The 24,677-nt window shown below is 58.9% G+C and carries 20 protein-coding genes; 9 read left to right on the forward strand and 11 right to left on the reverse strand.

The window, feature by feature from the left end; genetic code table 11:
* Positions 1–54: 54 nt before the first annotated feature.
* The 3 genes from rpoD to ACYQ54_RS05945 form a co-directional block, all read right to left on the reverse strand.
* A complete protein-coding gene (rpoD, locus tag ACYQ54_RS05935; RefSeq protein WP_460080217.1) occupies positions 55–2,043 on the reverse strand; it encodes an RNA polymerase sigma factor RpoD in 1,989 nt (662 codons plus the stop codon).
* A 530-nt stretch (positions 2,044–2,573) separates the two neighbouring features.
* Entirely contained in the window at positions 2,574–4,520 is a 1,947-nt protein-coding gene (gene dnaG, locus ACYQ54_RS05940; protein WP_460080218.1) for a DNA primase, read from the reverse strand.
* A 174-nt stretch (positions 4,521–4,694) separates the two neighbouring features.
* Positions 4,695–5,189, reverse strand: coding sequence for a GatB/YqeY domain-containing protein (locus ACYQ54_RS05945; protein WP_460081688.1), 495 nt, complete (start codon positions 5,187–5,189; stop codon positions 4,695–4,697).
* A 245-nt stretch (positions 5,190–5,434) separates the two neighbouring features.
* Here ACYQ54_RS05945 and carA point away from each other — a divergent pair, with 245 nt between their 5' ends.
* Positions 5,435–6,619 carry a glutamine-hydrolyzing carbamoyl-phosphate synthase small subunit gene (carA, locus tag ACYQ54_RS05950; RefSeq protein ID WP_460080219.1) on the forward strand — a complete coding sequence of 395 codons (1,185 nt, stop codon included), beginning with the start codon at positions 5,435–5,437 and terminating at the stop codon, positions 6,617–6,619.
* 152 nt (positions 6,620–6,771) lie between these two features.
* Here carA and ACYQ54_RS05955 read toward each other — a convergent pair whose 3' ends face one another.
* Positions 6,772–7,209 (reverse strand): MerR family transcriptional regulator, encoded by a 438-nt coding sequence (locus ACYQ54_RS05955; RefSeq protein WP_460080220.1) that lies wholly within the window; start codon positions 7,207–7,209, stop codon positions 6,772–6,774.
* Between the two features lie 871 nt (positions 7,210–8,080).
* On the opposite strand from ACYQ54_RS05955, the gene ACYQ54_RS05960 reads away from it, so the two are divergent.
* From ACYQ54_RS05960 to ACYQ54_RS05975, 4 genes are all read left to right on the forward strand, one after another.
* Positions 8,081–8,359 carry a helix-turn-helix domain-containing protein gene (locus ACYQ54_RS05960; protein WP_460080223.1) on the forward strand — a complete coding sequence of 93 codons (279 nt, stop codon included), beginning with the start codon at positions 8,081–8,083 and terminating at the stop codon, positions 8,357–8,359.
* 171 nt (positions 8,360–8,530) lie between these two features.
* Positions 8,531–11,893, forward strand: coding sequence for a carbamoyl-phosphate synthase large subunit (gene carB / locus ACYQ54_RS05965; protein WP_460080225.1), 3,363 nt, complete (start codon positions 8,531–8,533; stop codon positions 11,891–11,893).
* A 114-nt stretch (positions 11,894–12,007) separates the two neighbouring features.
* Positions 12,008–12,481, forward strand: coding sequence for a transcription elongation factor GreA (greA, locus tag ACYQ54_RS05970; RefSeq protein WP_460080227.1), 474 nt, complete (start codon positions 12,008–12,010; stop codon positions 12,479–12,481).
* 276 nt (positions 12,482–12,757) lie between these two features.
* Positions 12,758–13,219, forward strand: coding sequence for a hypothetical protein (locus ACYQ54_RS05975; protein ID WP_460080229.1), 462 nt, complete (start codon positions 12,758–12,760; stop codon positions 13,217–13,219).
* A 46-nt stretch (positions 13,220–13,265) separates the two neighbouring features.
* On the opposite strand, the gene ACYQ54_RS05980 is transcribed toward ACYQ54_RS05975, so the two are convergent.
* Positions 13,266–13,616 carry a VOC family protein gene (locus ACYQ54_RS05980; protein ID WP_460080230.1) on the reverse strand — a complete coding sequence of 117 codons (351 nt, stop codon included), beginning with the start codon at positions 13,614–13,616 and terminating at the stop codon, positions 13,266–13,268.
* A gap of 34 nt (positions 13,617–13,650) precedes the next feature.
* The gene (locus ACYQ54_RS05985; protein ID WP_031268195.1) at positions 13,651–14,118 is read right to left on the reverse strand and encodes an Lrp/AsnC family transcriptional regulator; all 468 of its coding nucleotides are present in this window, start codon (positions 14,116–14,118) and stop codon (positions 13,651–13,653) included.
* Between the two features lie 201 nt (positions 14,119–14,319).
* Between ACYQ54_RS05985 and ACYQ54_RS05990 the strand changes: the two genes are divergently transcribed.
* From ACYQ54_RS05990 to ACYQ54_RS06000, 3 genes are read left to right on the forward strand one after another with little or no spacing between them, the layout of a single operon-like run.
* Entirely contained in the window at positions 14,320–15,360 is a 1,041-nt protein-coding gene (locus ACYQ54_RS05990) for a mitochondrial fission ELM1 family protein (RefSeq protein ID WP_460080232.1), read from the forward strand.
* 10 nt (positions 15,361–15,370) lie between these two features.
* Complete coding sequence (gene trxB / locus ACYQ54_RS05995) at positions 15,371–16,339, forward strand: thioredoxin-disulfide reductase (protein WP_460080234.1); 969 nt, start codon at positions 15,371–15,373, stop codon at positions 16,337–16,339.
* A gap of 31 nt (positions 16,340–16,370) precedes the next feature.
* On the forward strand, positions 16,371–17,267 hold the full coding sequence (locus tag ACYQ54_RS06000) for a LysR family transcriptional regulator (RefSeq protein WP_460080235.1): 897 nt from the start codon (positions 16,371–16,373) through the stop codon (positions 17,265–17,267).
* Between the two features lie 772 nt (positions 17,268–18,039).
* Here ACYQ54_RS06000 and msrP read toward each other — a convergent pair.
* Positions 18,040–19,002 (reverse strand): protein-methionine-sulfoxide reductase catalytic subunit MsrP, encoded by a 963-nt coding sequence (msrP, locus tag ACYQ54_RS06005; RefSeq protein WP_460080237.1) that lies wholly within the window; start codon positions 19,000–19,002, stop codon positions 18,040–18,042.
* Between the two features lie 167 nt (positions 19,003–19,169).
* Positions 19,170–21,233 (reverse strand): elongation factor G, encoded by a 2,064-nt coding sequence (locus tag ACYQ54_RS06010; RefSeq protein WP_460080239.1) that lies wholly within the window; start codon positions 21,231–21,233, stop codon positions 19,170–19,172.
* A 507-nt stretch (positions 21,234–21,740) separates the two neighbouring features.
* Here ACYQ54_RS06010 and ACYQ54_RS06015 point away from each other — a divergent pair.
* Positions 21,741–22,034, forward strand: a complete 294-nt coding sequence (locus ACYQ54_RS06015) for a hypothetical protein (protein ID WP_460080240.1) — start codon at positions 21,741–21,743, stop codon at positions 22,032–22,034.
* A 34-nt stretch (positions 22,035–22,068) separates the two neighbouring features.
* Here the strand turns inward: ACYQ54_RS06015 and ACYQ54_RS06020 are convergent, their stop codons facing one another.
* The 3 genes from ACYQ54_RS06020 to ACYQ54_RS06030 form a co-directional block, all read right to left on the reverse strand.
* A complete protein-coding gene (locus ACYQ54_RS06020) occupies positions 22,069–22,548 on the reverse strand; it encodes a DUF992 domain-containing protein (RefSeq protein WP_460080242.1) in 480 nt (159 codons plus the stop codon).
* Between the two features lie 108 nt (positions 22,549–22,656).
* Entirely contained in the window at positions 22,657–23,259 is a 603-nt protein-coding gene (locus ACYQ54_RS06025; RefSeq protein WP_460080244.1) for a hypothetical protein, read from the reverse strand.
* A gap of 144 nt (positions 23,260–23,403) precedes the next feature.
* The gene (locus tag ACYQ54_RS06030) at positions 23,404–24,603 is read right to left on the reverse strand and encodes a pyridoxal phosphate-dependent aminotransferase (protein WP_460080245.1); all 1,200 of its coding nucleotides are present in this window, start codon (positions 24,601–24,603) and stop codon (positions 23,404–23,406) included.
* Positions 24,604–24,677: the final 74 nt, after the last annotated feature.

The raw sequence follows: 24,677 nt of genomic DNA on the forward strand, positions 1-24,677 counted from the left end.
AAAAACCCGGCGTTTCCGCCGGGTTCTTTGATGGTTCAAGCTCTTCCCGGCAGCTTAGCTGTCCAGGAACGAACGCAGCTTGCGAGACCGGCTCGGGTGCTTCAGCTTGCGCAGCGCCTTCGCCTCGATCTGGCGGATACGTTCACGGGTCACCGAGAACTGCTGGCCAACTTCTTCCAGCGTGTGGTCGGTGTTCATGCCAATGCCGAAACGCATACGCAGGACACGCTCTTCGCGCGGCGTCAGCGATGCCAGAACGCGGGTGGTGGTTTCGCGCAGGTTCGACTGGATGGCCGCGTCGATGGGCAGAACCGCGTTCTTGTCCTCGATGAAATCGCCCAGGTGCGAATCTTCCTCGTCGCCGATCGGCGTTTCGAGAGAGATCGGTTCCTTGGCGATCTTGAGGACCTTGCGGACCTTCTCCAGCGGCATCTGCAGCTTTTCGGCCAGCTCTTCCGGGGTCGGCTCGCGTCCGATTTCATGCAGCATCTGGCGCGATGTGCGGACGATCTTGTTGATCGTCTCGATCATGTGCACCGGAATACGGATGGTGCGGGCCTGGTCGGCGATCGAACGGGTGATCGCCTGCCGGATCCACCAAGTCGCATAGGTGGAGAACTTGTAGCCGCGCCGGTATTCGAACTTGTCCACCGCCTTCATCAGGCCGATGTTGCCCTCCTGGATCAGATCCAGGAACTGTAGGCCACGGTTGGTGTACTTCTTGGCGATGGAAATCACGAGACGCAGGTTCGCCTCGACCATTTCCTTCTTCGCGATACGCGCTTCGCGCTCGCCCTTCTGCACCATGGCAACGATGCGGCGGAACTCGGTGATTTCCAGTCCGGTTTCGGTGGCCAGCGTCTGGATGTCCTGACGCAGCTCGCGAACCGTTTCCTTTTCCTTGGCGATGAAGTTCTTCCATCCGCGCGTGGAAAGGTTTGCCACCTTGCGCAGCCAGTTCGGGTCGAGCTCGGCGCCCTGGTACTGTTTCAGGAAGTCGGTCCGGTCGACGTTGTAGCTGTCGGCCAGACGCAACAGACGGCCTTCGTAGCCCATCAGGCGCTTGTTGATGTCGTAGAGCTGCGCAACCAGGGCGTCGATACGATTCTGGTTGAGCGACAGACTCTTCACATCGACAATGATGTCTTCTTTCAGCTTCTTGTAGCGGCGCTCCTGGCTCGGCGACAGGGTCTTGTTGGCCAGCTTGTTTTCCACCAGCTGATCCTGCAGGCGGCGAAGCTTCTTGTAGTTGTCGGCAATGTTGTCGAAGGTTTCCAGGACGCCCGGCTTCAGCTCGGCTTCCATGGCGGACAGGGAGACGTTGGACTCGAACTCGTCGTCGTCATCGTCGCCGTCACCTTCGCCGTCTTCGCTTTCGGTGTCTTCCGAAGCACCGCCGGAATTTTCCGACGCTCCCTCGGCCGGCGCCACATCGTCATTGGCAACGGCCGGACCGGCCTTGGCGTCGGGGCCGGCGTAGGTTGCTTCCAGATCGATGATGTCGCGCAGCAGGACCTGGGCTTCGTTCAGCTCGTCGCGCCAGATGATGATGGCCTGGAACGTCAGCGGGCTTTCGCAAAGACCGGCGATCATCGCTTCGCGGCCAGCCTCAATGCGCTTGGCAATCGCGATTTCGCCTTCGCGCGACAGCAGTTCGACTGACCCCATTTCGCGCAGGTACATGCGCACGGGGTCGTCTGTCCGGTCGGCTGGTTCCTTCGTGGTGGTCTTGGCAACCGCTGTGGTGCTAGCCGCCACCAGGTCACCGCCATCGACTTCTTCCGGGCCCTCTTCGGCTTCGTCGGAATCGATCACATTGATGCCCATGTCGGACAACATGGACATGGTGTCTTCGATCTTTTCCGAAGACACCTGCTCCGAGGGAAGAACCTCGTTCAGTTCATCATAGGTGACATAGCCGCGTTTCTTGGCGGCTTTGATCATCTTTTTGACAGCGGCATCCGACAGGTCCAGCAGAGGGCCGTCAGGGCCGTCCGTGCTCTGCTCCTGTGTGTCGTCTGCTTGTGTCGCTTTGGCTACCATATCGTGCTCCAGTTCGTGGCCGGTCCGGCCACGCCGCGCCCTTAGTTTGGCTTCAACCCAATTCACACTCAGCGCGCCAGCATACGGTGCGGCGGCGTCTGAAAGAATCACTGCGGATAGGTTTGTAAGCCGTGTCCCTTAAGTCCCAATTAACCGTACACTTTTCGACATTGGCATATTTCAGCATCGACGCAGCACACGGCCTTTTCTGTCGGCATCCGAAAGCGAATGCGTAAAAGGTGTTCATTCGGGTTGCAGCTATATGTAAGACTTTTGCCGCAAGCAGGCTTGAGAGCTGCGGCGCTTGAGGGCTGCAAAGGTTCTATTTAGCTCGGCTCACGCGATTCGCAAGTGTGATTCGTCACCGGTCAATTGGAAAATGCCATTTTTGTGCTCCTGCGCACACTAAAGAGGGCGATTCCAGACGATAAGCCGGTGTTCCCTTGAAAACCTGTCATCACCTCGAAAGTTCCTTTAGCGCCAGGCGGAGGCTGTCGGCACCGGTTTGTTCCCCACCTGACCGTTGCAGATTATTGGGCCGCAACCACCACCGGAGGCGCTGTGCGGATCTTTTTGGCACGCTCTGCAAGATCGGCCTCGTCACGCGCACATTCCTCCCGCCGCCGGCTGAGATCCTGTGTCAGGGCCTGAATGCGCATCCAGGAGTGTTCGTCGAGCTGCTCGTCCGCGGTCGCAAGTTCCGCCGACAATTCGTCTTCCAGCGCGTTGAGTTCCAGGACGTCGAGAAAATGCAGATAGGCCGCCTCGATGAAATCTTCCGGCGGATTGGATTTCAGTAGCGGGAAACGATGTATCAGCGCGGAAAATTCCGCCCCTCTCTGCTGCTGCATCCCGATGGTTTCCAGCATCATCTCTCCCATGATGTTCCGAAGCGGTTCATCAAAGGCACTGGTCAGCTCGGAAATGGGCGTCGCCTCCAGATCGTCGACGATCCGGCACAGTATGTCCCGTAATTGCCGGTGCAGGTCATTGGCGAAAGGCAGTCTGGAAAACCGCTCGAAGTTCCGGTCGAGCAGATGCGGAAAGCGCATGCTCAGCCCCAGCACAAGCCGTTCGGTACCGAAATCGTGACTGGCTGCAACCCGCTCACGCGCAATGCCGAGGGGCGATGCGGTTTCGGTCGAACCGCCTCCCTTGCCGCCTTTGCCACCTTGCCGCGACTGACGGGCCTGCTCGAAGAACAGGTTCGACAGCTTGAACTTCAGATCCAGCTGATAGCGTCGGCGCACCCGCTCGTCGCGAATGGTGGCGATCAGATCGTCGAACCGCTTTTCAAGCGCGGCCTTGCGTTCAGGCGTGTCCAGCCGGGAGACGGAGATCTCGCGGTCCCAGACCACATCGAACAGCGACTGGGCCCGCTCGACTTCGCCATGAAAACCGGCCACGCCACGCTGCTTGATCAGGTCGTCGGGATCCATGCCGTCCGGAAGGAAGCAGAACTGGAACGAATAGCCGCTTTTGAGCACCGGAAAAATCCGGTCAATGGCGCGGTGAGCCGCCGAAACGCCGGCCGCGTCACCGTCGAAGCAGATCACCGGTTCGGGAGCGAACTTCCACAGGCGCACCACCTGGTCTTCTGTAAAGGCCGTGCCCAGCGAAGCCACCACGTGGTGGATACCCGCCTGCCAGAGTGCGATCGCATCAAGATAGCCTTCCACCACCACGGCTTCACCGCTCTTGAAGGCGGGTTCGCGTGCACGGTGAGCATTGAAGAGCATGACACCCTTGTGAAACAGCGGCGTTTCCGGCGAGTTCAGATATTTGGGCTGTCCCTCGGGAGACAGTGTTCGCCCGCCAAAGGCGACCACCCGTCCGCGCTCATCCTGGATCGGGATCATCAGTCGGCCGCGGAACCGGTCGTAGGACGGGCGTCCATCCTCCGGCTTGATGATGAGCCCCGCCTCGATCATGGCGGCTTCCGGTATTTCCCGCGCGGCCAGATATCCCTTCAAGGCATCGCGGCTTTCGGGTGCAAACCCGAAGCGGAATTCCCGCAAGGTATCCTGAGTCAGGCCGCGCTTTTGCGTATAGGCGCGAGCGGCATCACCGCGCGGGCCCGCGAATTCGGCCTGGAAGAACTGCGCCGCCATTTCGCAGATGTCGGCAAGGCCGGCCCGCTTCTTCTCGCGCCGCGCCGCCTGGGGATCGGGTGCCGGCAAACCGACGCCCGACTGTTCGGCCAGCCGTTCAACGGCTTCCGGAAAGCTCAACCCTTCGGTTTCGCACAGGAAGGTGAAGTGATCGCCGGACGCACCGCAGCCGAAGCATTTGTAGCGATTTCGCCTGTCATCGACATGAAAACTCGGGCTTTTTTCCTGGTGGAACGGGCAGCAGGCCCAGTAGTCGCCCTTGCCGGGCTGCGTCTTGCGCCTGTCCCAGGTCACACGCCGCCCGACGACATCCGACAAGGTCAGACGGGCACGAATTTCATCGAGAAGGCGCGGTTCGAAACGCATGGAACGGTGTTCGGCTCCGGATTAACAGAAAACGCTTCCTGCCGCCGGCACGCTCAGGCACCGCCGGTCAGTCCGCCAAAATAGAATGTCTTCGAAGTCGTTTCCAGTGGTGGCAGGCTGGTCGCCTCACCTCTGGAAATTTTGTGCATAAGCCTTGCCGGCTGCGGCACCGGCTCAGTCCGGTTTTCCTGTCCCGCTGCTGCCCTGTTCGCCTACGTCTGCCCGGAGCATGTCTTTCACCAGGCAGGATGCCTGCACGAAATCCATTTTCCCCGGATAACGGGTTTTCAGCTCGCTCATGCAGCGGCCGATGTCACGCAGACCATGTGCGTCGATCTCCTTGACCGTCTCCTCGCAGATCTTCTGCATTTCCTCGTCGCTCAACTGAACAGGCAGAAATTCGCGGATGATTTCCTGCTCTTCCCGCTCCTGCTCGGCCAGATCAAGCTGGCCACCGCTTTCAAATTCTTCAGCGGAAGTTTCCCGCTGACGGATCATTTTTTGAAGGATCTCAATCACTTCAGCTTCGTTGACACCGTCCTTGCCGTTTTCACGTGCAGCGGCTTCGCGATCCTTTACGGCGGTCTGCACCAGGCGCAATGTGGCGCACCGGCGCTTGTCACCCTCATCTTGCGCTGCTTTGAGGGCAGCGTTGATTCTTTCGCGCATTACGTCGCGCATGGTTCACCCTACCCCTGTCGCGCTGAGGCCCGGCGCTCAGGGGCGCCAATGTGTTTTCTCAGCCAAGTCATTGAATTTTAAAGATCTTTTTTCAGAGGATCAATATTGACGATCCAAGCCGCTTCCCATAGAGTCCCGCGCTTAATGCAGACGGCCTTTTGCGAGCTTTTCAGCCCGCCGCAGACGCCCTTCCTGCAGCGCATGATGTCACCAACAAGATCTGGAAACAAGACATGACGACTGCAGACGCATGGTCCGAGACCCCGGCGACCGCCCTGCTTGTGCTCTCCGACGGCAGTGTTATCGAAGGACAGGGCCTTGGAGCAACCGGCCAAGCCGTTGGTGAGATTTGCTTTAACACGGCAATGACCGGTTACCAGGAGATCCTGACCGATCCATCCTATTCCGGTCAGATCATCACGTTCACATTTCCGCATATCGGCAATGTCGGCACCAACGACGAAGACATAGAGACCGTCAACATGGCCGCCGACAGCGGCATTCGCGGCGTCGTTCTGGCAGCCACCATCACCGATCCGGCCAACTACCGGGCGGCAAAACATCTCGATGCCTGGCTGAAGAGCCGCAATCTGATCGGCATCAGCGGCATCGATACCCGCGCCTTGACCGCTCTTATCCGTGAAAAAGGCGTGCCCAACGGCGTGATCGCGCATTCGCCGGACGGCACCTTCGATATCGACGCTTTGAAAGCCGCCGCCGCCAACTGGCCCGGCCTTGTCGGCATGGACCTGGCCAAGGACGCCTCCACCACCCAGTCCCACCAGTGGCACCAGACAACCTGGAAATGGGACGAAGGCTACGGTGAGACAAAAGACGGCAAGTTCAAGGTCGTTGCCATCGACTATGGCATCAAACGCAACATCCTGCGTCTTCTGGCTGACGCCGGTTGCGAGGTCACCGTTCTTCCGGCAACCGCGACAGCCGACGATGTCCTGGCACATGCTCCGGACGGTGTCTTCCTGTCCAACGGCCCGGGGGACCCTGCCGCGACCGGTGAATACTCGGTACCGATGATCAGGAAAGTGGTTGATGCCGGCGTTCCCACATTCGGGATCTGCCTCGGTCACCAGATGCTTGCGCTGGCACTCGGCGGCAAGACCATCAAGATGCACCAGGGACACCACGGCGCAAACCATCCGGTGTTCGACCACACAACGGGCAAGGTTGAAATCACCTCGATGAACCACGGCTTCGCAGTCGATGCTGACAGTCTGCCGGACAACGTCCAGCAGACCCATGTGTCCCTGTTCGACGGCTCCAACTGCGGCCTGGCCATGAAGGACAAGCCGGTGTTCTCTGTCCAGTATCACCCGGAGGCATCGCCTGGCCCCCGCGACAGTCACTACCTGTTCAAACGGTTTACCGATCTGATGGAATCCGTCAAACCGGCGGCCTGAGTTCGGCCAGTCCTGGAATTGTAAAAATCACAAAGGCGCTGGCCGCACAAATCGGCCAGCGCCTTTCCGTTTCAGGAACGGTACAAGGCACAAAGAAAAACCCCCGGCGAGCAGCGCGCGCCGGGGGTTTTTCGTGACTGGTTTCGGAAACCTTATCCGATCAGTTCGTCGAATGCCGTCAGGATCTGACCGACTTCGGCAATCTGCTCGTCGAGCATCTGCTTCTGCTCCACCAGGATGTCCTGTTGAGCCAGGCAGATCTCCTGAAGTTCCTTGAACTGGTCTTCCCGTTTGCCGTTGCCTTCCACCAGCTTGATCACGCGGCGGATCTCGGCAAGCGTCAGGCCGATCTTCTTGGCCTGAAGGATCACCCGCATCCGCGACACGTCACGAGGGCCGTAGAAACGGCGTGCGCCTTTGCGGACCGGATTGAGGAGACCTTTTTCTTCGTAGAAACGAAGGGTACGGAGGGTTACGTCGAACCGCTCCGACATTTCCGAGATCGCCAGTGCGCGATCGTCCAGAATCACTTCCTGTCCTGGTCCGGCTATATCCGGCACCACGACCATCTTGGTAGCTACATTGTTCATACTTTTAAGCCCGATCTTGTCTTTTTTGTTCCAAGTCTGGCTGGGTCTTGCCGCGCTCCCGACTCTCCGGTCCCACCTCCGGTTCATCGGGTCCCACATAGCACCGCAATTACAGCCCCCTCAGCTTGAAGCGCAATGCTCTCCGCTTCAGAAGCTCCCAACGCCAAACTCATAGGAGACTAAGCAGTAGTCTAATACACCGGATCGACAGTTAAAATCTACGCCAAATTTGGGAATATTGACCAGATTTTGCTGAAGTTTCAGTTATGCGAAAACTAAAACTCAAAACAAATGAGAAAGGACACACATCTACGAATGTTTATTCAAGGGCACCTTAGCCGAAACGCATATAAATATTAATTATCGATAATCTGAATATAATAACTGGACTTTTCTTGAATATGGAAATCCACTATATTTTTTCTTTACCTCACGGCAGCGGCCAAGAGAAAATTACTTAGATCACTTACTCCTAACCCTGACGTTTATTACAAGTGGCAATCTTATTTTAGATACTACGTAGGCAAAAAAGTTTGAAAATCACCCCCAAATGGGGGAAGACGAGTGCGACCCATTAAACAATACCCGCTATACGCGAATATCAATTCAACCTTACTAACCTTAAAAACATAAGGAAATTCCTTAATCTATCGCCAAAAAAGCCCACCACCACATTACCAAACATGTGTATCAATTTTTTGTCCACACGGTCAATTTTACAGTCGAATTCAACCTTCACCCTTGATGCAAAAGAGCACATTGTGCACTTCCTGATTGACAAGCGGTGAGCAAGGTTATTTTTGTCAGAAGTGCTGGACGGGCAAAGCCGCATGGAGCTGCCCGCAACCAAGGTATTCTGGAATAAGACGAAATGGCCGACTCCAAATCCAAAGACATTGTACCTGGCATGACCCCGCAGCAGTTTCGTCACTGGCGACGCGCGCTCGGGCTCAAGCAGAAGGACGCGGCGGACCGTCTCGGCCTGAAGAAGCGGATGATCCAGTATTATGAGAAGGGAAATCGCGACGGACGGCCTGTGGAAATTCCCAAATCCATTCGCCTTGCCTGCTATGCGTTGTCGGAGGGGATCGGCGACTTTGACGGCCAGACGACAGTCCCGTTACCCGCCGAAACCGCCAAGCCGGAATAAAGTCGTGATTTTAGCCCGCAAAAGGTCGACTTTCACGTCCTGGCGGGGTTCCCTCCTGCGCAGCTTTTCCCTATAAGACGCGCTCAGCCAACATAGTCATACCCTCATGTCCGAGCCAGACCGAATAGCGAGCCCGCTATCCGGAAAGGCCGCTGCGAGCTGCGAGCCGAGATGCCAAAACGCACAGATATCTCTTCCATCCTGATTATTGGTGCCGGTCCGATTGTCATCGGTCAGGCCTGTGAATTCGACTATTCGGGCACCCAGGCCTGCAAGGCTCTGCGCGAGGAAGGGTATCGCATCATCCTGGTCAACTCGAACCCGGCGACGATCATGACCGACCCGGACCTGGCCGACGCGACCTACATCGAGCCGATCACTCCGGAGCTGGTGGCCAAAATCATCGAGAAGGAGCGCCCGGACGCGCTTTTGCCGACCATGGGCGGCCAGACGGCGCTGAACTGCGCGCTTGACCTGGAACAGATGGGCATTCTGGAAAAATACGGCGTGGAAATGATCGGCGCCCGCGCCGATGTCATCGAGAAGGCCGAGGACCGTGAAAAATTCCGGGCTGCGATGGACGTCATCGGCCTGGAAAACCCGCGCGCGGCCATTGCCTCTTCCCCGGCGATCCATGACGAGAACGGCAGGATCATCGGCTACGATCGCAACGCCGGTTACCTGGAAGCCATGCGCGCCATCGACGAGATCGGCCTGCCTGCCATTATCCGGCCGGCCTTCACCCTTGGCGGCACCGGTGGTGGCGTTGCCTACAACAGGGAAGAATACGAAACCATCGTGCGCTCCGGCATCGATGCGTCTCCGGTCGGTCAGGTTCTGATCGATGAAAGCCTGCTCGGCTGGAAGGAGTACGAGATGGAAGTGGTTCGCGACAAGGCGGACAACTGCATCATCATCTGCTCCATCGAGAACGTCGATCCGATGGGTGTGCATACGGGCGATTCCATCACCGTCGCGCCGGCCCTGACGCTGACCGACAAGGAATACCAGATCATGCGCGACGCTTCGCTTGCGGTGCTGCGCGAGATCGGCGTGGAAACCGGCGGATCTAATGTGCAGTTCGCGGTCAATCCGGACAACGGCCGCCTTGTCGTCATCGAAATGAACCCGCGCGTGTCGCGCTCTTCTGCACTGGCCTCCAAGGCAACCGGCTTCCCGATCGCCAAGATCGCGGCCAAGCTTGCCGTCGGCTATACACTGGACGAGTTGGAGAACGACATCACCGGCGGCGCGACCCCGGCATCCTTCGAACCGACGATCGACTATGTCGTTACCAAGATCCCGCGCTTTGCCTTCGAGAAATTCCCGGGCTCCGAATCGACCCTGACCACCGCCATGAAATCGGTCGGTGAAGTGATGGCCATCGGCCGCACCTTCAACGAAAGCCTGCAGAAGGCCTTGCGCGGACTGGAAACGGGCCTGAACGGCCTTGATGAAACCGAAATCCCCGGCCTTGATCAGGGCGACGACCGCAACGCGCTGCGTGCTGCTGTCTCAACGCCGACACCCACCCGCTTGCTCAACGTTGCCCAGGCCATGCGCCTCGGCATGTCGGTCGAGGAAATCTACCAGGCGAGCGGTATCAATCCCTGGTTCCTGGAACAGATCGAAGCCATTCTGGAAGTCGAAGCCAAGGTTCGCAAAATCGGCCTTCCGAAGGATACGGCCAACCTGCGCAAGCTGAAGGCCATGGGCTTTTCCGATGCACGCCTGGCCAGCCTGGCCGATCTCGATGCCACCGATGTTGCCAAGCTCCGCAAGGAACTGGACGTGCACCCGGTCTACAAGCGCATCGACACCTGCGCTGCCGAGTTCGCCTCCCCGACCGCTTATATGTACTCCACCTACGAAGCTCCCTTCATGGGCAAGCCCGCGTGTGAGGCCCACCCGAGCGACCGCAAGAAGGTCGTTATCCTCGGCGGCGGTCCGAACCGGATCGGCCAGGGCATCGAGTTCGACTATTGCTGCTGTCACGCCGCCTTCGCGCTGGAAGACGCTGGCTACGAAACCATCATGGTCAACTGCAACCCGGAAACGGTCTCCACCGACTACGATACCTCCGACCGTCTCTACTTCGAGCCGTTGACCCCCGAGGACGTGCTGGAAATCATGCACAAGGAGCAGGAGAACGGCACGCTGCACGGCGTCATCGTCCAGTTCGGCGGCCAGACCCCGCTGAAGCTGGCCCAGGCACTGGTCAAGGCCGGCGTACCGATCCTCGGCACATCGCCGGACATGATCGACCTTGCGGAAGACCGCGACCGTTTCCAGAAACTCCTGATCAAGCTCGACCTTAAGCAGCCGGAGAACGGCATTGCCTACTCGGTCGAACAGGGGCGCCTCATCGCCGGTCAGCTCGGCCTGCCTCTGGTGGTACGCCCCTCCTATGTTCTGGGTGGCCGCGCCATGCAGATCATTCGCGACGAGGAAGCTCTCAATTCCTATCTGCTCGGCACTCTGCCGGAGCTGGTACCGGCGGAAGTACGAGCCAAATACCCGAACGACAAGACCGGCCAGATCAACACAGTTCTGGGCACCAACCCGCTGCTGTTCGACCGTTATCTCGACGGTGCGATCGAAGTGGATGTCGACGCCCTTTGCGACGGCAAGGACGTGTTTGTCTGCGGCATCATGGAGCACATCGAGGAAGCCGGCATCCATTCCGGTGACAGCGCCTGCTCCCTGCCACCGTTCTCGCTCGGCGAAGACATGCTGGAAGAACTCAAGCGGCAGACCAAGGCTCTGGCTCTGGCACTGGAAGTCGGCGGTCTGATGAACGTGCAATACGCCATCAAGAACGGCGAGATCTTCGTGCTGGAAGTCAACCCGCGCGCCTCGCGCACCGTTCCCTTCGTCGCCAAGACAATCGGCGTGCCGGTGGCCAAGATCGCCAGCCGGATCATGGCCGGTGAAAGCCTCGCTTCCTTTGGCCTCAGCGAGAAGAAACTCGACCATATCGCGGTCAAGGAAGCCGTCTTCCCGTTCGCCCGCTTCCCTGGTGTCGACACGATCCTCGGCCCGGAAATGCGCTCGACTGGCGAAGTCATGGGTCTCGACACCGCCTTCGGCAAGGCGTTCGCTAAGTCCCAGATCGGCTCCGGCACTGGGGTTCCGGACAAGGGCACGGTCTTCGTTTCCATGCGCGACGAGGACAAGGCTGGCGTGATTGATGCCGTGCGCAGCCTGGAAGCCGGCGGCTTCACCATCATCGCCACCGGCGGCACCCAGAAGTTCCTTGAGGACAAGGGGATTGCGGTGAAGAAGATCAACAAGGTGCTTGAAGGCCGCCCCCACATCGTCGATGCTATCAAGAACGGTGAGGTCCAGCTCGTCTTCAACACCACGGAAGGCGCACAGGCCATCTCCGACAGCCGGTCGATGCGCCGGGCAGCCCTTCTGAACAAGGTACCGTATTACACGACCCTTGCAGGATCTGTGGCTGCTGCCAAAGGAATTGCCGCCCATAAAGCTGGGAGCCTTGAAGTAAGACCTTTACAATCCTACTTCGGCTAAGGCTATTATACTCGTGACCGGCCGGGAAAGCGCGCCTTTCCCGGCTCGGTTTATTTTTGTCAAAGCGCGGTCCTCAAGATAAGGGGGACCCAATAAGCTGAAGGTCTGAGACCAATGGAAAAAGTTCCGATGACCTCCGCCGGATACAAGATGCTTCAGGATGAGCTGAAGGATCGTACCGCGGTAGAGCGCCCGCGCATCGTCGAGGCCATTGCTGAAGCACGCGCACACGGCGACCTGTCGGAAAATGCGGAATACCATGCGGCAAAAGAAGCCCAAAGCCTGAACGAAGGCCGTATTTCGGAACTGGAAGACAAACTGTCCCGCGCTGAGATCATCGACGTGTCCAAGCTGTCCGGCGATATCGTCAAATTCGGTGCGACGGTCACCCTGATCGACGAGGACACCGAAGAGGAAAAGAAATACATGATCGTTGGCGACGTCGAATCCGACGTGAAGCACAACAAGGTCTCTATTTCTTCTCCGATCGCACGCGCACTGATCGGCAAGTCCATCGGTGACAGCGTTGAAGTTGCCGCCCCTGGCGGTGCCCGGTCTTACGAGATCGTGGACGTACGCTTCATCTGATCCCAAGCCTTATTCAGGTATGGGCCCTTCCCGGCCACGGACTTTGCTCCTGACCCTGCTCCGGACCCTCGGACATTCGATCTAGCCGGTCGAATGTCCGCGATCCCAGTGTGTCCCAAGGTCTGCTTGTCCGGTGTCGCCTGACGGCTCGCGCTTTCCAGGCAACGTATGCGCGTCCGGCAACCGCCTTTAAGGCGCAGCAAAAACTGCGCTTTCCCTTTGACGTCCACTGCACAGCCATTAAGCTGACAACCGGAAGGTGTCGGAGAGTGAGCAATGGTCTTTAATGCGATTGCCGTATGGTTGTTGATTGCGTCGGTTCCGTTATGGATGTACCGCTGGTTTCTCTTTTTCAGGCTAACTACACGCGAACGCCTGTTGTTCAAGCGCCTCGTTGCGCAGCGCCACGAAAGTTCTTTCGTGTTTGCCCTGCGCATGGCCGGCTACCTGATCATTTTGGCTGTCGCCGTCTTCTTCGTCGTCTTTGGCCTGCGATATCTGAAAAATGGCAACCTGGGCATCACGACCTACCGCGAGACGATTGGCAGCCGGTTCTATTCCGGTATCGAACCGCTCGACCACGCACTCGACAGTTTCCACTATGATCAGATTCTGCCCGTCGCAGCGCTGACGACCATCCTTCTGGTCTCGGTCTCGTTTACGCTGGTCTCGGCCGCCCTCAGGGATATCTCCCTGATCCGCCGCTTGCAGAAAAAACTGAAGAAACTGACGTCGTAGTGGGAGTGGCAGCCGCTGGCTTTGCCTGCACTGCAGCCAGAAAGCCTCAGACGTGCTGCAGAATGTTCACGAGCCGCCCGAAGGGATCGCGAACGTAGAACCGCCGGACACCCCAGGGTTCGTCCGCCGGCCCGTATTCGATCCGCAAGCCTTGCGCCTGCGCCTTCTCAAGCACGTCTTCCAGGTTGTCGACCTCTACCGAAAGATCCGGAACGGGTGTCCCCCCGCCGCCTTCCGCTGCAATGCTGACCTGGGCCATCGCACCGCTTTCCCCGGCAAAGGTTACGATCCAGCCGTGATCCATCGCCAGATCCATGCCCAGAACGTCACCATAGAAACTCTGTGCCTTGCCGGTCTCCGCCGAGGCGATATTGGCAACGATCCGTTTCACGGCCATGGCAACTTGTCCCTTCTTGCGGTCAGCCCTGACTTCAATCGATTGGAACGACAGGCTCGTCCTTGGTGCGGCGGATCGTCAACGCCGTGCGAACGCTGTCGACGTTGGGCGCCGCGGTCAATTCGCGAATGATGAAATTCTGGAAGGTCTGCAGATCCGGGGAAACGCATTTCAACAGGAAATCGACCTCGCCGGAAAGCATGTAGCTTTCACGCACCAGAGGCCAGTTCTGAACGGTCTGTTCGAAAGCGATCAGATCCGCCTCGGTCTGGCTGTGCAGTCCGACCATCGCAAATGCGGTGACATCGTAACCGAGCTGCTTCTCGTCAAGCAGGGTCCGATAGCCCAGGATAAGCCCGGCTTCCTCCAGCGCGCGCACCCGGCGCAGGCAGGGAGGAGCGGAAATGCCGACCCGGCGGGCCAATTCCACATTGGTCATCCGTCCGTCATCCTGCAATTCCTTCAGGATCTGCCAGTCAATGGCATCGAGCCGCGCTTTCAAACCTGTCTCCTTCGCGCTTCACATGAGGCGTCTTGCTGTGGCCATCCATCCCGGCACAAGACTGTCGCCTTGCCGGATTGTGGAAACCCAAGCTAACCTCTATTCGTGGTGTCGAGTTATGATTTTTTGCGCGTTTGTGCAAGACTATAACAAAATTGCGCACGATTTCGAAAGATTACGATAGGGGAACTTCTCCAAAACATGCCTTTATCGCCGGAGAACGCCCCTTCCTCCCTCTGGATCCTGACTGACGGAAAGGCGGGCGATGTCGCCCAGTGCCGGGGTGTCGCCGAAGCGCTCGGCGTGCCTTTCGAAGAGCGCCGGGTTGCGCCGCAAGCCCCCTTTTCCTGGTTCATGCCCTTTGGCCCCACCGATCCCCGGGAGCGGGAAAGCCGGCCTGCCAGTCCGATCGCCCCCCCTTATCCGGATATCGCCATCGCCTCCGGCCGGCGGGCAGTCGCCTATCTGCGCCGGGTCAAGCGCTTGTCCGGTAGCCGGACCTTCACGGTGTTCCTGAAAGACCCGCGCACAGGGAGCGATGCCGCTGACCTGATCTGGGTGCCCGAACACGACAAGCTGCGCGGACGCAACGTCCTTGTCACACCCACCTCTCCGCACAGCTTCTCCGCCGCAAGGCTGGCCGAGCTTCGCGGCCGGCAGGTGGCGGAGATCGACAGTCTTCCTCATCCGCGTGTTGCGGTTCTCATCGGCGGCGACAGCCGGCATCACCGATTTTCCGAAGATGACCAGAACCGCCTTTTGAACGGCCTGCGCGAACTTGCGCATGCGGCAAATGTGCACTTCATGATCACCGCCTCCCGCCGCACACCTGCCGGACTGGCCTACGGCTTGGCAGGCCTGGCAAAAGCGGGTGGCCATCTCTACTGGACCGGTGAAGAGCCAAATCCTTACGGCGTCTACCTCGCCAAGGCCGACGCCATCATCGCAACGGCCGATTCCACCAACATGATCGGCGAGGCCACGGCCACCGGCAAACCGCTGCATGTGTTCGAACCGGGTGGCGGTCACGACAAGATCACCCGCTTTTTGGGGACTTTACGGCAGCAGGGGGTCATTCACCCCTTTCCAGGTCCGCTGAAAACCACTACCTACGAGCCGATAGATGCCACGCCCGTAATCGCTCAACGCATCTTGAGCGATTTTTCGGTCTTCCGGCAAAACGAGACCAACGCCCCGATGGGCCAACCCGGCAATGCAAGGCCGGGACATGAAACAGGATAAAGGTGCGCCCATGAGCACGGAACACAGCAAACTTCTGATCATCGGCTCCGGCCCGGCCGGCTACACGGCCGCGATATATGCAGCCCGCGCCATGATCGAGCCGACGCTGGTGGCCGGTATTCAACCGGGTGGCCAGTTGACCATTACCACCGATGTCGAGAACTACCCCGGCTTCGCCGATCCCATCATGGGACCCTGGCTGATGGAACAGATGCAGAAGCAGGCTGAAAACGTTGGCACGAAGATCGTCTATGACACGATCGTTAAGGCTGACCTGTCCCAGCGCCCGTTCCGCCTGGAAGCCGACAGCGGCACCGTGTTCACCGCAGACACCCTGGTGATCGCCACCGGTGCGCAAGCCCGCTGGCTGGGCCTGTCTTCCGAGCAGGATTACATGGGTGCCGGCGTTTCCGCCTGCGCAACCTGCGACGGCTTTTTCTACCGCAACAAGGAAGTTGTGGTTGTCGGTGGCGGCAACACCGCCGTGGAAGAAGCGCTTTATCTCGCCAATCTTGCATCCAAGGTGACGCTGGTCCATCGCCGTGACAGCCTGCGTGCGGAAAAGATCCTGCAGGACCGGCTGTTCCAGCATCCGAAGATCGACGTCATCTGGGATCATCAGGTCGATGAAATCCTCGGCGGCGGAATGCCGAAGGCTGTTACCGGCGTACGCCTGAAGAACACCAACACCGGAGAGTTTCAGGAAATTTCCACGGACGGCGTGTTCATCGCGATCGGTCATGCTCCGTCCGTTGAACTCTTCAAGGATCAGCTTACGCTGAAGCCGAACGGATATCTGGAAACGGCCCCGGATTCGACCAGGACATCCATCCCGGGGGTCTTTGCCGCTGGTGATGTGACCGACGATATTTACCGTCAGGCGGTTACCGCAGCCGGCATGGGCTGCATGGCCGCCCTTGAAGCCGAGAAGTTTCTGGCCGAACATGAAGTGACGTCGACGAAGCAGGCCGCCGAATAGGCTGGCCAGACTGTCCTGCGGAGGGGCACGCATGGATTGGGACAAATTGCGTATTTTTCATGCGGCCGCACAGGCAGGCAGTTTCACACATGCCGGTGACACCCTGCATATGAGCCAGTCGGCCGTGAGCCGTCAGGTCAGTGCGCTTGAGCACGATCTGGGCGTGCCGCTGTTTCACCGGCACGCCCGCGGCCTGTTGCTGACTGAACAGGGCGAGTTGCTCTACCGGACCGCCAACGATGTGCTGATGAAGCTGGAAGCGGTTCAGTCAAGCCTGACGGACAGCAAGGAAAAGCCCTCCGGCGCCCTGCGCGTGACCACCACGGTGGGGCTTGGCTCCACCTGGCTCACCTCGCGGATCAGGAGTTTTATCGACCTCTACCCGGACGTCGACCTGCACCTGATTTTCGACGATGACGAGCTGGATCTCGGCATGCGCGAGGCGGATGTCGCCATCCGCCTGCGCCAGCCGACCCAGCCTGACCTGATCCAGCGCAAGCTGTTCACGGTGCACTTCCACGTTTATGCGGCACCGGAATATCTGCAGCGGTTCGGAACGCCGGTATCGATCGAGGATCTCGACAAGCACCGGCTGATCACCTTCGGCGAGCAGGCCCCGGCCTATCTGCGTTCGATGAACTGGCTGGAAACAGCCGGCCGCGTCGCGACAAGTCCGCGCAGGTCCGTGCTGAAGGCCAACAACATCGTGGCCATCAAACGCGCGGTCCAGTCCGGCGTCGGCATTGCCATACTGCCGGACTACATCATCGACAAATCGTCGAACCTGGTCCCCGTGATGACCGACCAGGATGACAAGGTGCCTTCCTTCGACACGTATTTTGTCTATCCCTCGGAATTGAAAAACACGGCCCGCGTCACCGCTTTCCGCGAGTTCCTGCTGGCGAATGCCGAAGGCTGGGTTTTCTAGACCGCCTGATTGACCTGACGGTGGTCCCTATTGGACCGAACTACGGCGATCGCCGAACGGACCGACGACCGTTCGCACTCCATGGAGCACTAGAACGGCGGTTGGACGAACCGGATGTCGCTCGGCCAGCCTGACTGCCAACCCAACTGAATTGCCTCGAGAGTATTCAGCCCGGGACCGGATGGTCGCGCCCGGGCATGGCAGCATGGCCGTGGCATTGACCGATACTCCTGTGCCTTGCGCAAACCGGATTCGGCGACCGGGGTCGGGTGAAAGAAACCGCCGGACGCCTTCCGCAACGAGAGCCGTTTATCGCGGCAAAACTGCTTTTCCGGCACCAAATCAGCTCATCATTTAAGCACAGAAAATCTTGCACACACCTGAGGCAAATGAATTTAAATCGGTGAAGCAACGGATTTTTTCACCCGAAATTAAAAAAAGTTTCGGGGCATCTTGCGAATTTCGACTAATTCAATTTGTTGAAATTAAAGGGATTTTGGGTTGATTTTTGACCAAACGGTCAAGCTCTGCGTAAATTGCATAGCAGATCTGCGCCCCTGCCTCTTGTTTACGCAGCTTGTGCACTGCATATAAGCATCACTGTTGGTCACACGGACATCACGTCCTCCTCCCAGTGATGTTCCGACCAGCTGTTCCCCTCTGGAAGGTGATTCCACTGTTTTCAGTGAATCAAAATAAACTGCCGGGTCTTTAAGACCCGGCTCTTTTTTTGTCCAGTTCATGCTGCGCTGCAGCATGACCTTGTGTCACCTCACATGAACAGGCGTTCGTTGCCCAGATCCTTGTAGAGGCCTGCCACCTGTTCCTCATACCCATTGTAGAGAAGTGTGTTGCGGCGTTCGTCCGTTCCAAGCAGCCGTTCGGACGATTGCGGCCAGCGACGATGCGGCACGGACGGGTTCACATTGGCCCAGAAGCCGTATTCCGATGACTGGATTTCTTCCCAGAAACTGACCGGACGCTCGTCGGTGAAGGAGATCTTCACGATCGACTTGATCGACTTGAAGCCGTATTTCCACGGAACCACCAGCCGGATCGGCGCGCCATACTGTTTGGCAAGCGGCTTGCCATAAACACCGGTCGCGATGAAGGCCAGCTCGTTGGTGGCCTCTTCAAGCGTCAGCCCCTCGACGTAGGGCCACGGATACCAGCTCTGTTTCTGGCCGCTGGCGACAGACGGATCAAGGAAGGTTTCAAAGCGCAGATATTTCGCTCCGGCCTGCGGCCCGGCGAGCTTGACCAATTCGGCAAGCGCAAATCCCGACCAGGGCACGGCCATTGACCAGGCCTCGACGCAGCGGTGCCGATACAGCCGCTCTTCCAGCGGCATCTTGGCCAGCAGGTCATCGATGCCGATTTCCTGCGGGTTGTCGATCATGCCGTCCAGCACGACGGTCCAGGGACGGGTCTTGAGTTCCTGCGCCGCCGGCCAGATCTGCTTGTGCGTGCCGAACTCGTAGAAATTATTGTATTTGGACGTGAATTCTTCCGGGGTCACGTCCCGGTCGAGGGTAAAGGACGCATTACGCTTGACAGGATAGAGCCCGGCACTCGGGTCCTCTTCCGCAAAGGCAGGGCGAATTCCAAGCCCCGTCCCCATCAGTGCACCCGCGCCTGCAAGGCCTGCGAGGATCTGTCGGCGGTTCAGGAACACGGCCTCCGGTGTTGCTTCCCGTTCTGGAATCTCCCAGCTGCGCTTCTTCAAAATATTCATTGTCAGTCTCCCGTTTGTTCCGAAGGAAACCGGAATCGGCTTTCAATGGCAAATAACGCCCTGGTGACCGGACGCAACAACAAGGTGATCGGCGAAAGCGTCCTGGTGTTCCAAACGGAAAAGAGGGGCCATTCAGCCCCTCTCTCATCGCTTCAGGGTAGTTGCCGTCACGCTGCCTGTCGGCCCGATCTCTGCAACGCAAGGTCCGCAGCCTTGCCGGAAAGTTCGGCCATATGGTCGAATTCCGCCGTATAGCTGGCAACGCCGGCCGTTGCCGAGCGTAGTTCGATGATCAGATCGCCAATCTCGGCTTCCGGCATCAGCGCCTGAACCTCGTCCCAGCCGTTCCAGCCTGGGCGGGCGTCGAAGCCCAGCAATTGCCCACGCCGGGCCGATACGATCGCATTGACCCGGGCCGTTGCATCGCTTGGGCAGGCAATCACTACCTTGTGGATCGGCTCAAGCAGCACCGGCTTGCACTCGGGCAGGCCTTCCCGGATTGCCAGAATACCGGCCATCTTGAACGCCTGGTCTGAACTGTCGACCGAGTGATAGGACCCGTCCGTCAGGCAGACGGATACATCGACCACCGGGAAACCGAGCGAGCCCTGCCGCAGCGCGTCCAGCACACCGTCGCGAACCGACGGAATATACTGTTTGGGAACGACGCCACCTGTGATCGTGTCCGTAAACTGGACGCCCTCGCCACGTGGCAGCGGCGAGATTTCCAGCACTACATCGCCGAACTGACCATGACCGCCCGACTGTTTCTTGTGGCGGCCGCGGACCTTGGTGCCCGAGCGGATTGTTTCGGAATAGGGCACATGCGGTGTGTGCGCGGCAATATCCAGTCCGTATTTGCCGGCAAGCCGTTCCTGGGCAACACGCAGGTGCATTTCGCCCTGCCCTGCCAGCAGCGTTTCGGCCGTTGTCTGGTTCTGCGAGACGATCAGCGACCGGTCTTCCTCCACCAGCTTCGCCAGGGCCGTCGACAAACGAACTTCATCCTTGCGCTGGGTGGCTGCAATCGCCGTTGCCAGAACGGGGTTGCGCCGTTCCGGAACCTGCTGATTTTCAATGGCTCCGTTTTCAAAACTCAAAAGGTCACCCGTCTGGACATCGTCGAGCCTGCCAAGCGCGACCAGATCTCCCTTGCCGGCCGTCGCGATCTTGTTTGCCTGCTGACCGAAGACCGAAAACAGGCCGGACACCTTGATTTCCCTGTCACCGTTGAGAAACAAGGTATCGCCGTCAGAGACCACTCCCTCCAGGACACGGGCAATCGACAGCTTGCCGCCGTGCTGGGTATGCAATGTCTTGATGATCTGCAGCATCGAGCGGGTCTTATTGCCGAGCACCCGCCGCGACAACTGGTCGACACCCGGCACCTCGTGGCGCAGGGCCTTGAGCAGCCGACTGACGCCGTTGCCGTGTTCTGCAGACCCGAAAAAGACCGGGCAGATGAGGCCGTCCTGCATCTCGTTCACCAGATCGGCAAACACCTGGTCGCGGTTGGGCGCGATGTCCTCGAGCAGCGCCTCCATTAGGTCGTCGTCATGATCGGCAAGGTGTTCCAGCATGGTGAACCGGGCTTCGTGCTCACGCGCGAGATCCGCATCCGACATGTCGATCTGCGTGCTTTCTTCCTTTTCGTGATAGACATGCGCCCGTTCGAGCGCCAGATCGATGAAACCGGTCGCCAGGCCATCCTCCCAGATCGGGATCTGCCGAAGCACCAGCGGCACGGCGGAAGCCGGTTGCAGCAGACCAAGAACGTCGCGCACTCGCCGCGTGCTCTTGTCGATCTTGTTCAAAAACAAAACCCGCGGAATGGCGCGGGCTTCAAGGGCTTTCAGGATCAGCTGCAGGGCCGGAACCTTGCGCTCGTCGTCCTCCGCCACCACGACTGCGAGATCGGTCCCGGACAGAGCCCCGTCCATTTCACTCAGGAACTCAACCGATCCGGGGCAGTCGACGAACACGAAGCGGTCTCCCAGAAATTCCGCATCCGCAATGTTCAGTTCCACGCTCATGCCGTGGGCACGCGCTTCCGGCGATGCATCGCCCACCGTATTGCCGCTCGCGACGGTTCCTTGCCTGGCCACCTTGTCCGTTCGCGCCAGCAAGGCTTCCAGAAGACTGGTCTTGCCGCTGCCGAACGGACCTACCAAGGCGATACAGCGCGGAGCGCTGCCCGCAGCAGATCCTTTTCCGTTTGAAGTGATTGCCATGCTGAGCCTCCCGTTAGTTCGAGGATATCTCGTAACAACGCGGCAGGGCCGGCTAGGGGGACGCGGCCTGCCGCGTCTCGCCCGGATGGGATCGAAGGCCTATAGCCCGGTACTCATCATCAGCACCAAGCCCCAAACTGCGGCCGATCGACCAGGGGCGGTCGCCCATCGTCGCGCCGATATCGACGGCAACGCAAGGGAATCTTACGCGGCAGCGCAGCAATTTGCCTGTGTAACGGCGCGAATATCGAGATTGGTCTCCCCTCACCCCAAGCACAGCGAGATCCAAAACACCCTCGATCCCAGAGGCTTGAACACGCTTGCCAACCTGAGGCTTCAAGCCTTGGCACCGGCGGAGAAAGTCGCGGTTAGCGAACAAAAAAGTCCGGTAAATATGCCTTCCGCCAAGCGCTGCCTTTGCCCTGCCGAATTCGACAGATAGTGAAATCCGGCTGCGGCAGCCTATGTATCTGCCTAGAAACGGCATCCCGGGCCAAAGGAGCACGCGTGACCAAGACCCTGTTATTATGTGCAGCGATGCTGGCGGCAGTGCCGGCAATTCCGGCGCATGCGCAATCAAACCAGTTGCGCAGTCCGCCCATGGCGTCCTCACCCCGGCTTCCCTCGGCCGGCCAGCAGCTGAACCAGAATCTCAATCGTCAACAATCCGGCTTCTCGACCCGCCAACAGATCGACGGTGCGGTCCGTCTGAACCGCACCGACCAGATCAACCGGCAGAACACCCGGCCGGACAAGGTGGAAAACCCTTGTGCCGGCGCGAACGAAAGCTGCCGCGATTGATGCACAGACATCAAACGGCTACCGCCGCCGGGTGTTAGTTGATCAATTCCAGCGTCATCTTGCTGACGCCCAGTGTCAGATTGGTGCCGGTCTGGCTTTCCAGACTGAAGGGGTTGAGCGCGATGGACCGGTCGAAACCGCCCAGAAGTGCGTTCGCCTTGATCCCCGCACCGATACTTGCCCCCGCGGTCAGCCCGCCATAGGTGCCAGCCAACAGGCCCGGTTTGCGGTTTGCCGACGGTGCCAGCACACCCCATACCAGAGTGGCCTGCTTGGTCTTGCCGATATCGAGCCCGTAATCCCGGACGGTTCCCTTGTAATTTTCCACCGATCCGCCATCGACCGGCGAAAAGCTGCATCCGAGTGTTGCGGAAGAACCGACGATGAAACTGTGTTCGCCTTCCACCAGGCAGCTCAGTTTGCCGATTTCAACCTTTGGGCTGTCCTCGGAGGCAAGAACCGGCATCGCAAAGGCGATGGCCACGGCCGCAAGAACCGGTTTCAGAATATGCATTTAATGAACTCCCGTTCGGCTGTGAAAATCCGCTTCTAGCAAATGTGCGGATCACGCTCGTGGTATGACGCGCCAAGGCGTCAAAATAGCGGCACGGCAAACACCCCGTCAGGTGAGGACGTCACCGGTATCAGAAGGCCCTGCCAGAGCAGGTGCGAGCATCAAGCCATTCGAGGATTTGTCTGACAGGCGGGCAAGCAGGAACCGGCGACCACCTATCAGCAGGGACAAGGTGACGACCACCGGAAGAACGCTGTTGTCCGGTGTCCAGAAGGCCCACATCGTGCCTGCCATCGACACCGCAAGCATCAGCACAGACATCCGGAGCCGCACGGGTCCGGGCAGTCCGGGTACTCCGGCAAACCCGCCCCGCGAGAAAAGGGTCAACACTCCGCCGGTAATGGTCACCGTCAACAAAACCGCACTGTAGGAATAGGCGATCAGGAAGCGAGCCAGCGACGCGTCGCCGAAGCGAGACAGGGCGTCCAGAAGCGGCGTAACCAGCAGGATGTGCAGATTGACCCCAAGCAGCACGGTGTGCATTTGCGCCCCGAGCAGACCAAAGGCAGCCAGAACTAAAACCGCAAGGCCACACCCGCTCCAGCCTGCGAGCTCCAGATCGCCCGTTTGCCGCCAGAGCAGGATGAACACAATCGATGGCAGGCTTTCCAGCAGATCAAGAAGCAGTTGTTTTTGTTGAGAAGTCGCCATCATCCACCTTCGCCTGACACTGCTAGGGTAGAGGCCTGCCAGCGGGATGTAAACCGCCCATCACGCAACCACAGAACGCAGCTCGCATGACAAAAGGGCGGCCATTGGCCGCCCTTTCGCATAACTTCTAGATAATCGAAAAGCTTATTTCAGGTTGCCGCAGAAGCGCTGGATGCGGGTGCAGGCTTCTTCCAGAGCTTCGGTCGAGGTCGCATAGGAAATGCGGAAGTTCGGACCAAGCCCGAAAGCCGAACCGTGTACAACGGCAACGCCTTCAGCTTCCAGAAGTTCGGAGACGAAGTCCTCGTCGCTCTCGATCACCTTGCCGGACGGTGCCGTCTTGCCGATGGTGCCGGCGCAGGACGGGAACACGTAGAACGCGCCTTCCGGCACCGGGCACGAAATGCCGTTGGCCTGGTTCAGCATGGAGACAACCAGGTCCCGGCGGCCCTTGAAGATTTCGTTGTTCTTCGGGATGAAGTCCTGGGTGCCGTTCAGCGCTTCGACCGCCGCCCACTGGGCGATGGAGCACGGGTTGGAGGTCGACTGCGACTGGACCTTGGCCATCGCCTTGATCAGGTCGGCCGGGCCACCGGCATAGCCGATACGCCAGCCTGTCATCGCATAGGCCTTGGAGACGCCGTTCACGGTCAGCGTGCGCTCGTAAAGCGCCGGCTCGACCTGAGCGGGCGTGGTGAACTTGAAGTCGTCATAGACGAGGTGCTCATACATGTCGTCGGTCATGACCCAGACCTGGGGGTGTTTCATCAGCACCTCGCAGAGCGCCTTCAGTTCAGCTTCCGTGTAGGCCGCACCGGACGGGTTGGACGGAGAGTTGAAGATCAGCCATTTGGTGCGAGAGGTGATCGCCGCTTCGAGCGATTCCGGAGTGATCTTGAAGGTGGACTTGTTCGCTTCCACGATCACCGGTTCGCCGCCCGCAAGCAGCACCATGTCCGGATAGCTTACCCAGTAGGGGGTCGGAATGATGACTTCATCGCCCGGATTCAGCGTTGCAATCAGTGCATTGTAAAGCACCTGCTTGCCGCCGGTTCCCACGGTGATCTGGTTTGTTTCGTAAGTGAGGCCGTTTTCCCGCTTGAACTTCTCGACGATAGCCGCCTTCAGTTCAGGAATGCCATCGACGGCCGTGTACTTGGTCTTGCCGTCGGTGATGGCCTTGATGGCGGCTGTCTTGATGTTTTCCGGGGTATCGAAATCCGGCTCGCCAGCTCCGAGACCGATTACATCGCGGCCTGCGGCTTTAAGCTCGCGTGCCTTGTTGGTGACGGCGATGGTCGCAGAAGGTTGAACACGCGCCAATGCGTCAGCAAGAAAGCCCATAATGTCCTCCAGGGGGAAACGGGATTAACAGCGCGCGGACCCTAGATCCGTGCGCTGCGGAAAACAAGACCAAA

It is taken from the genome of Roseibium sp. LAB1 (assembly GCF_054658235.1).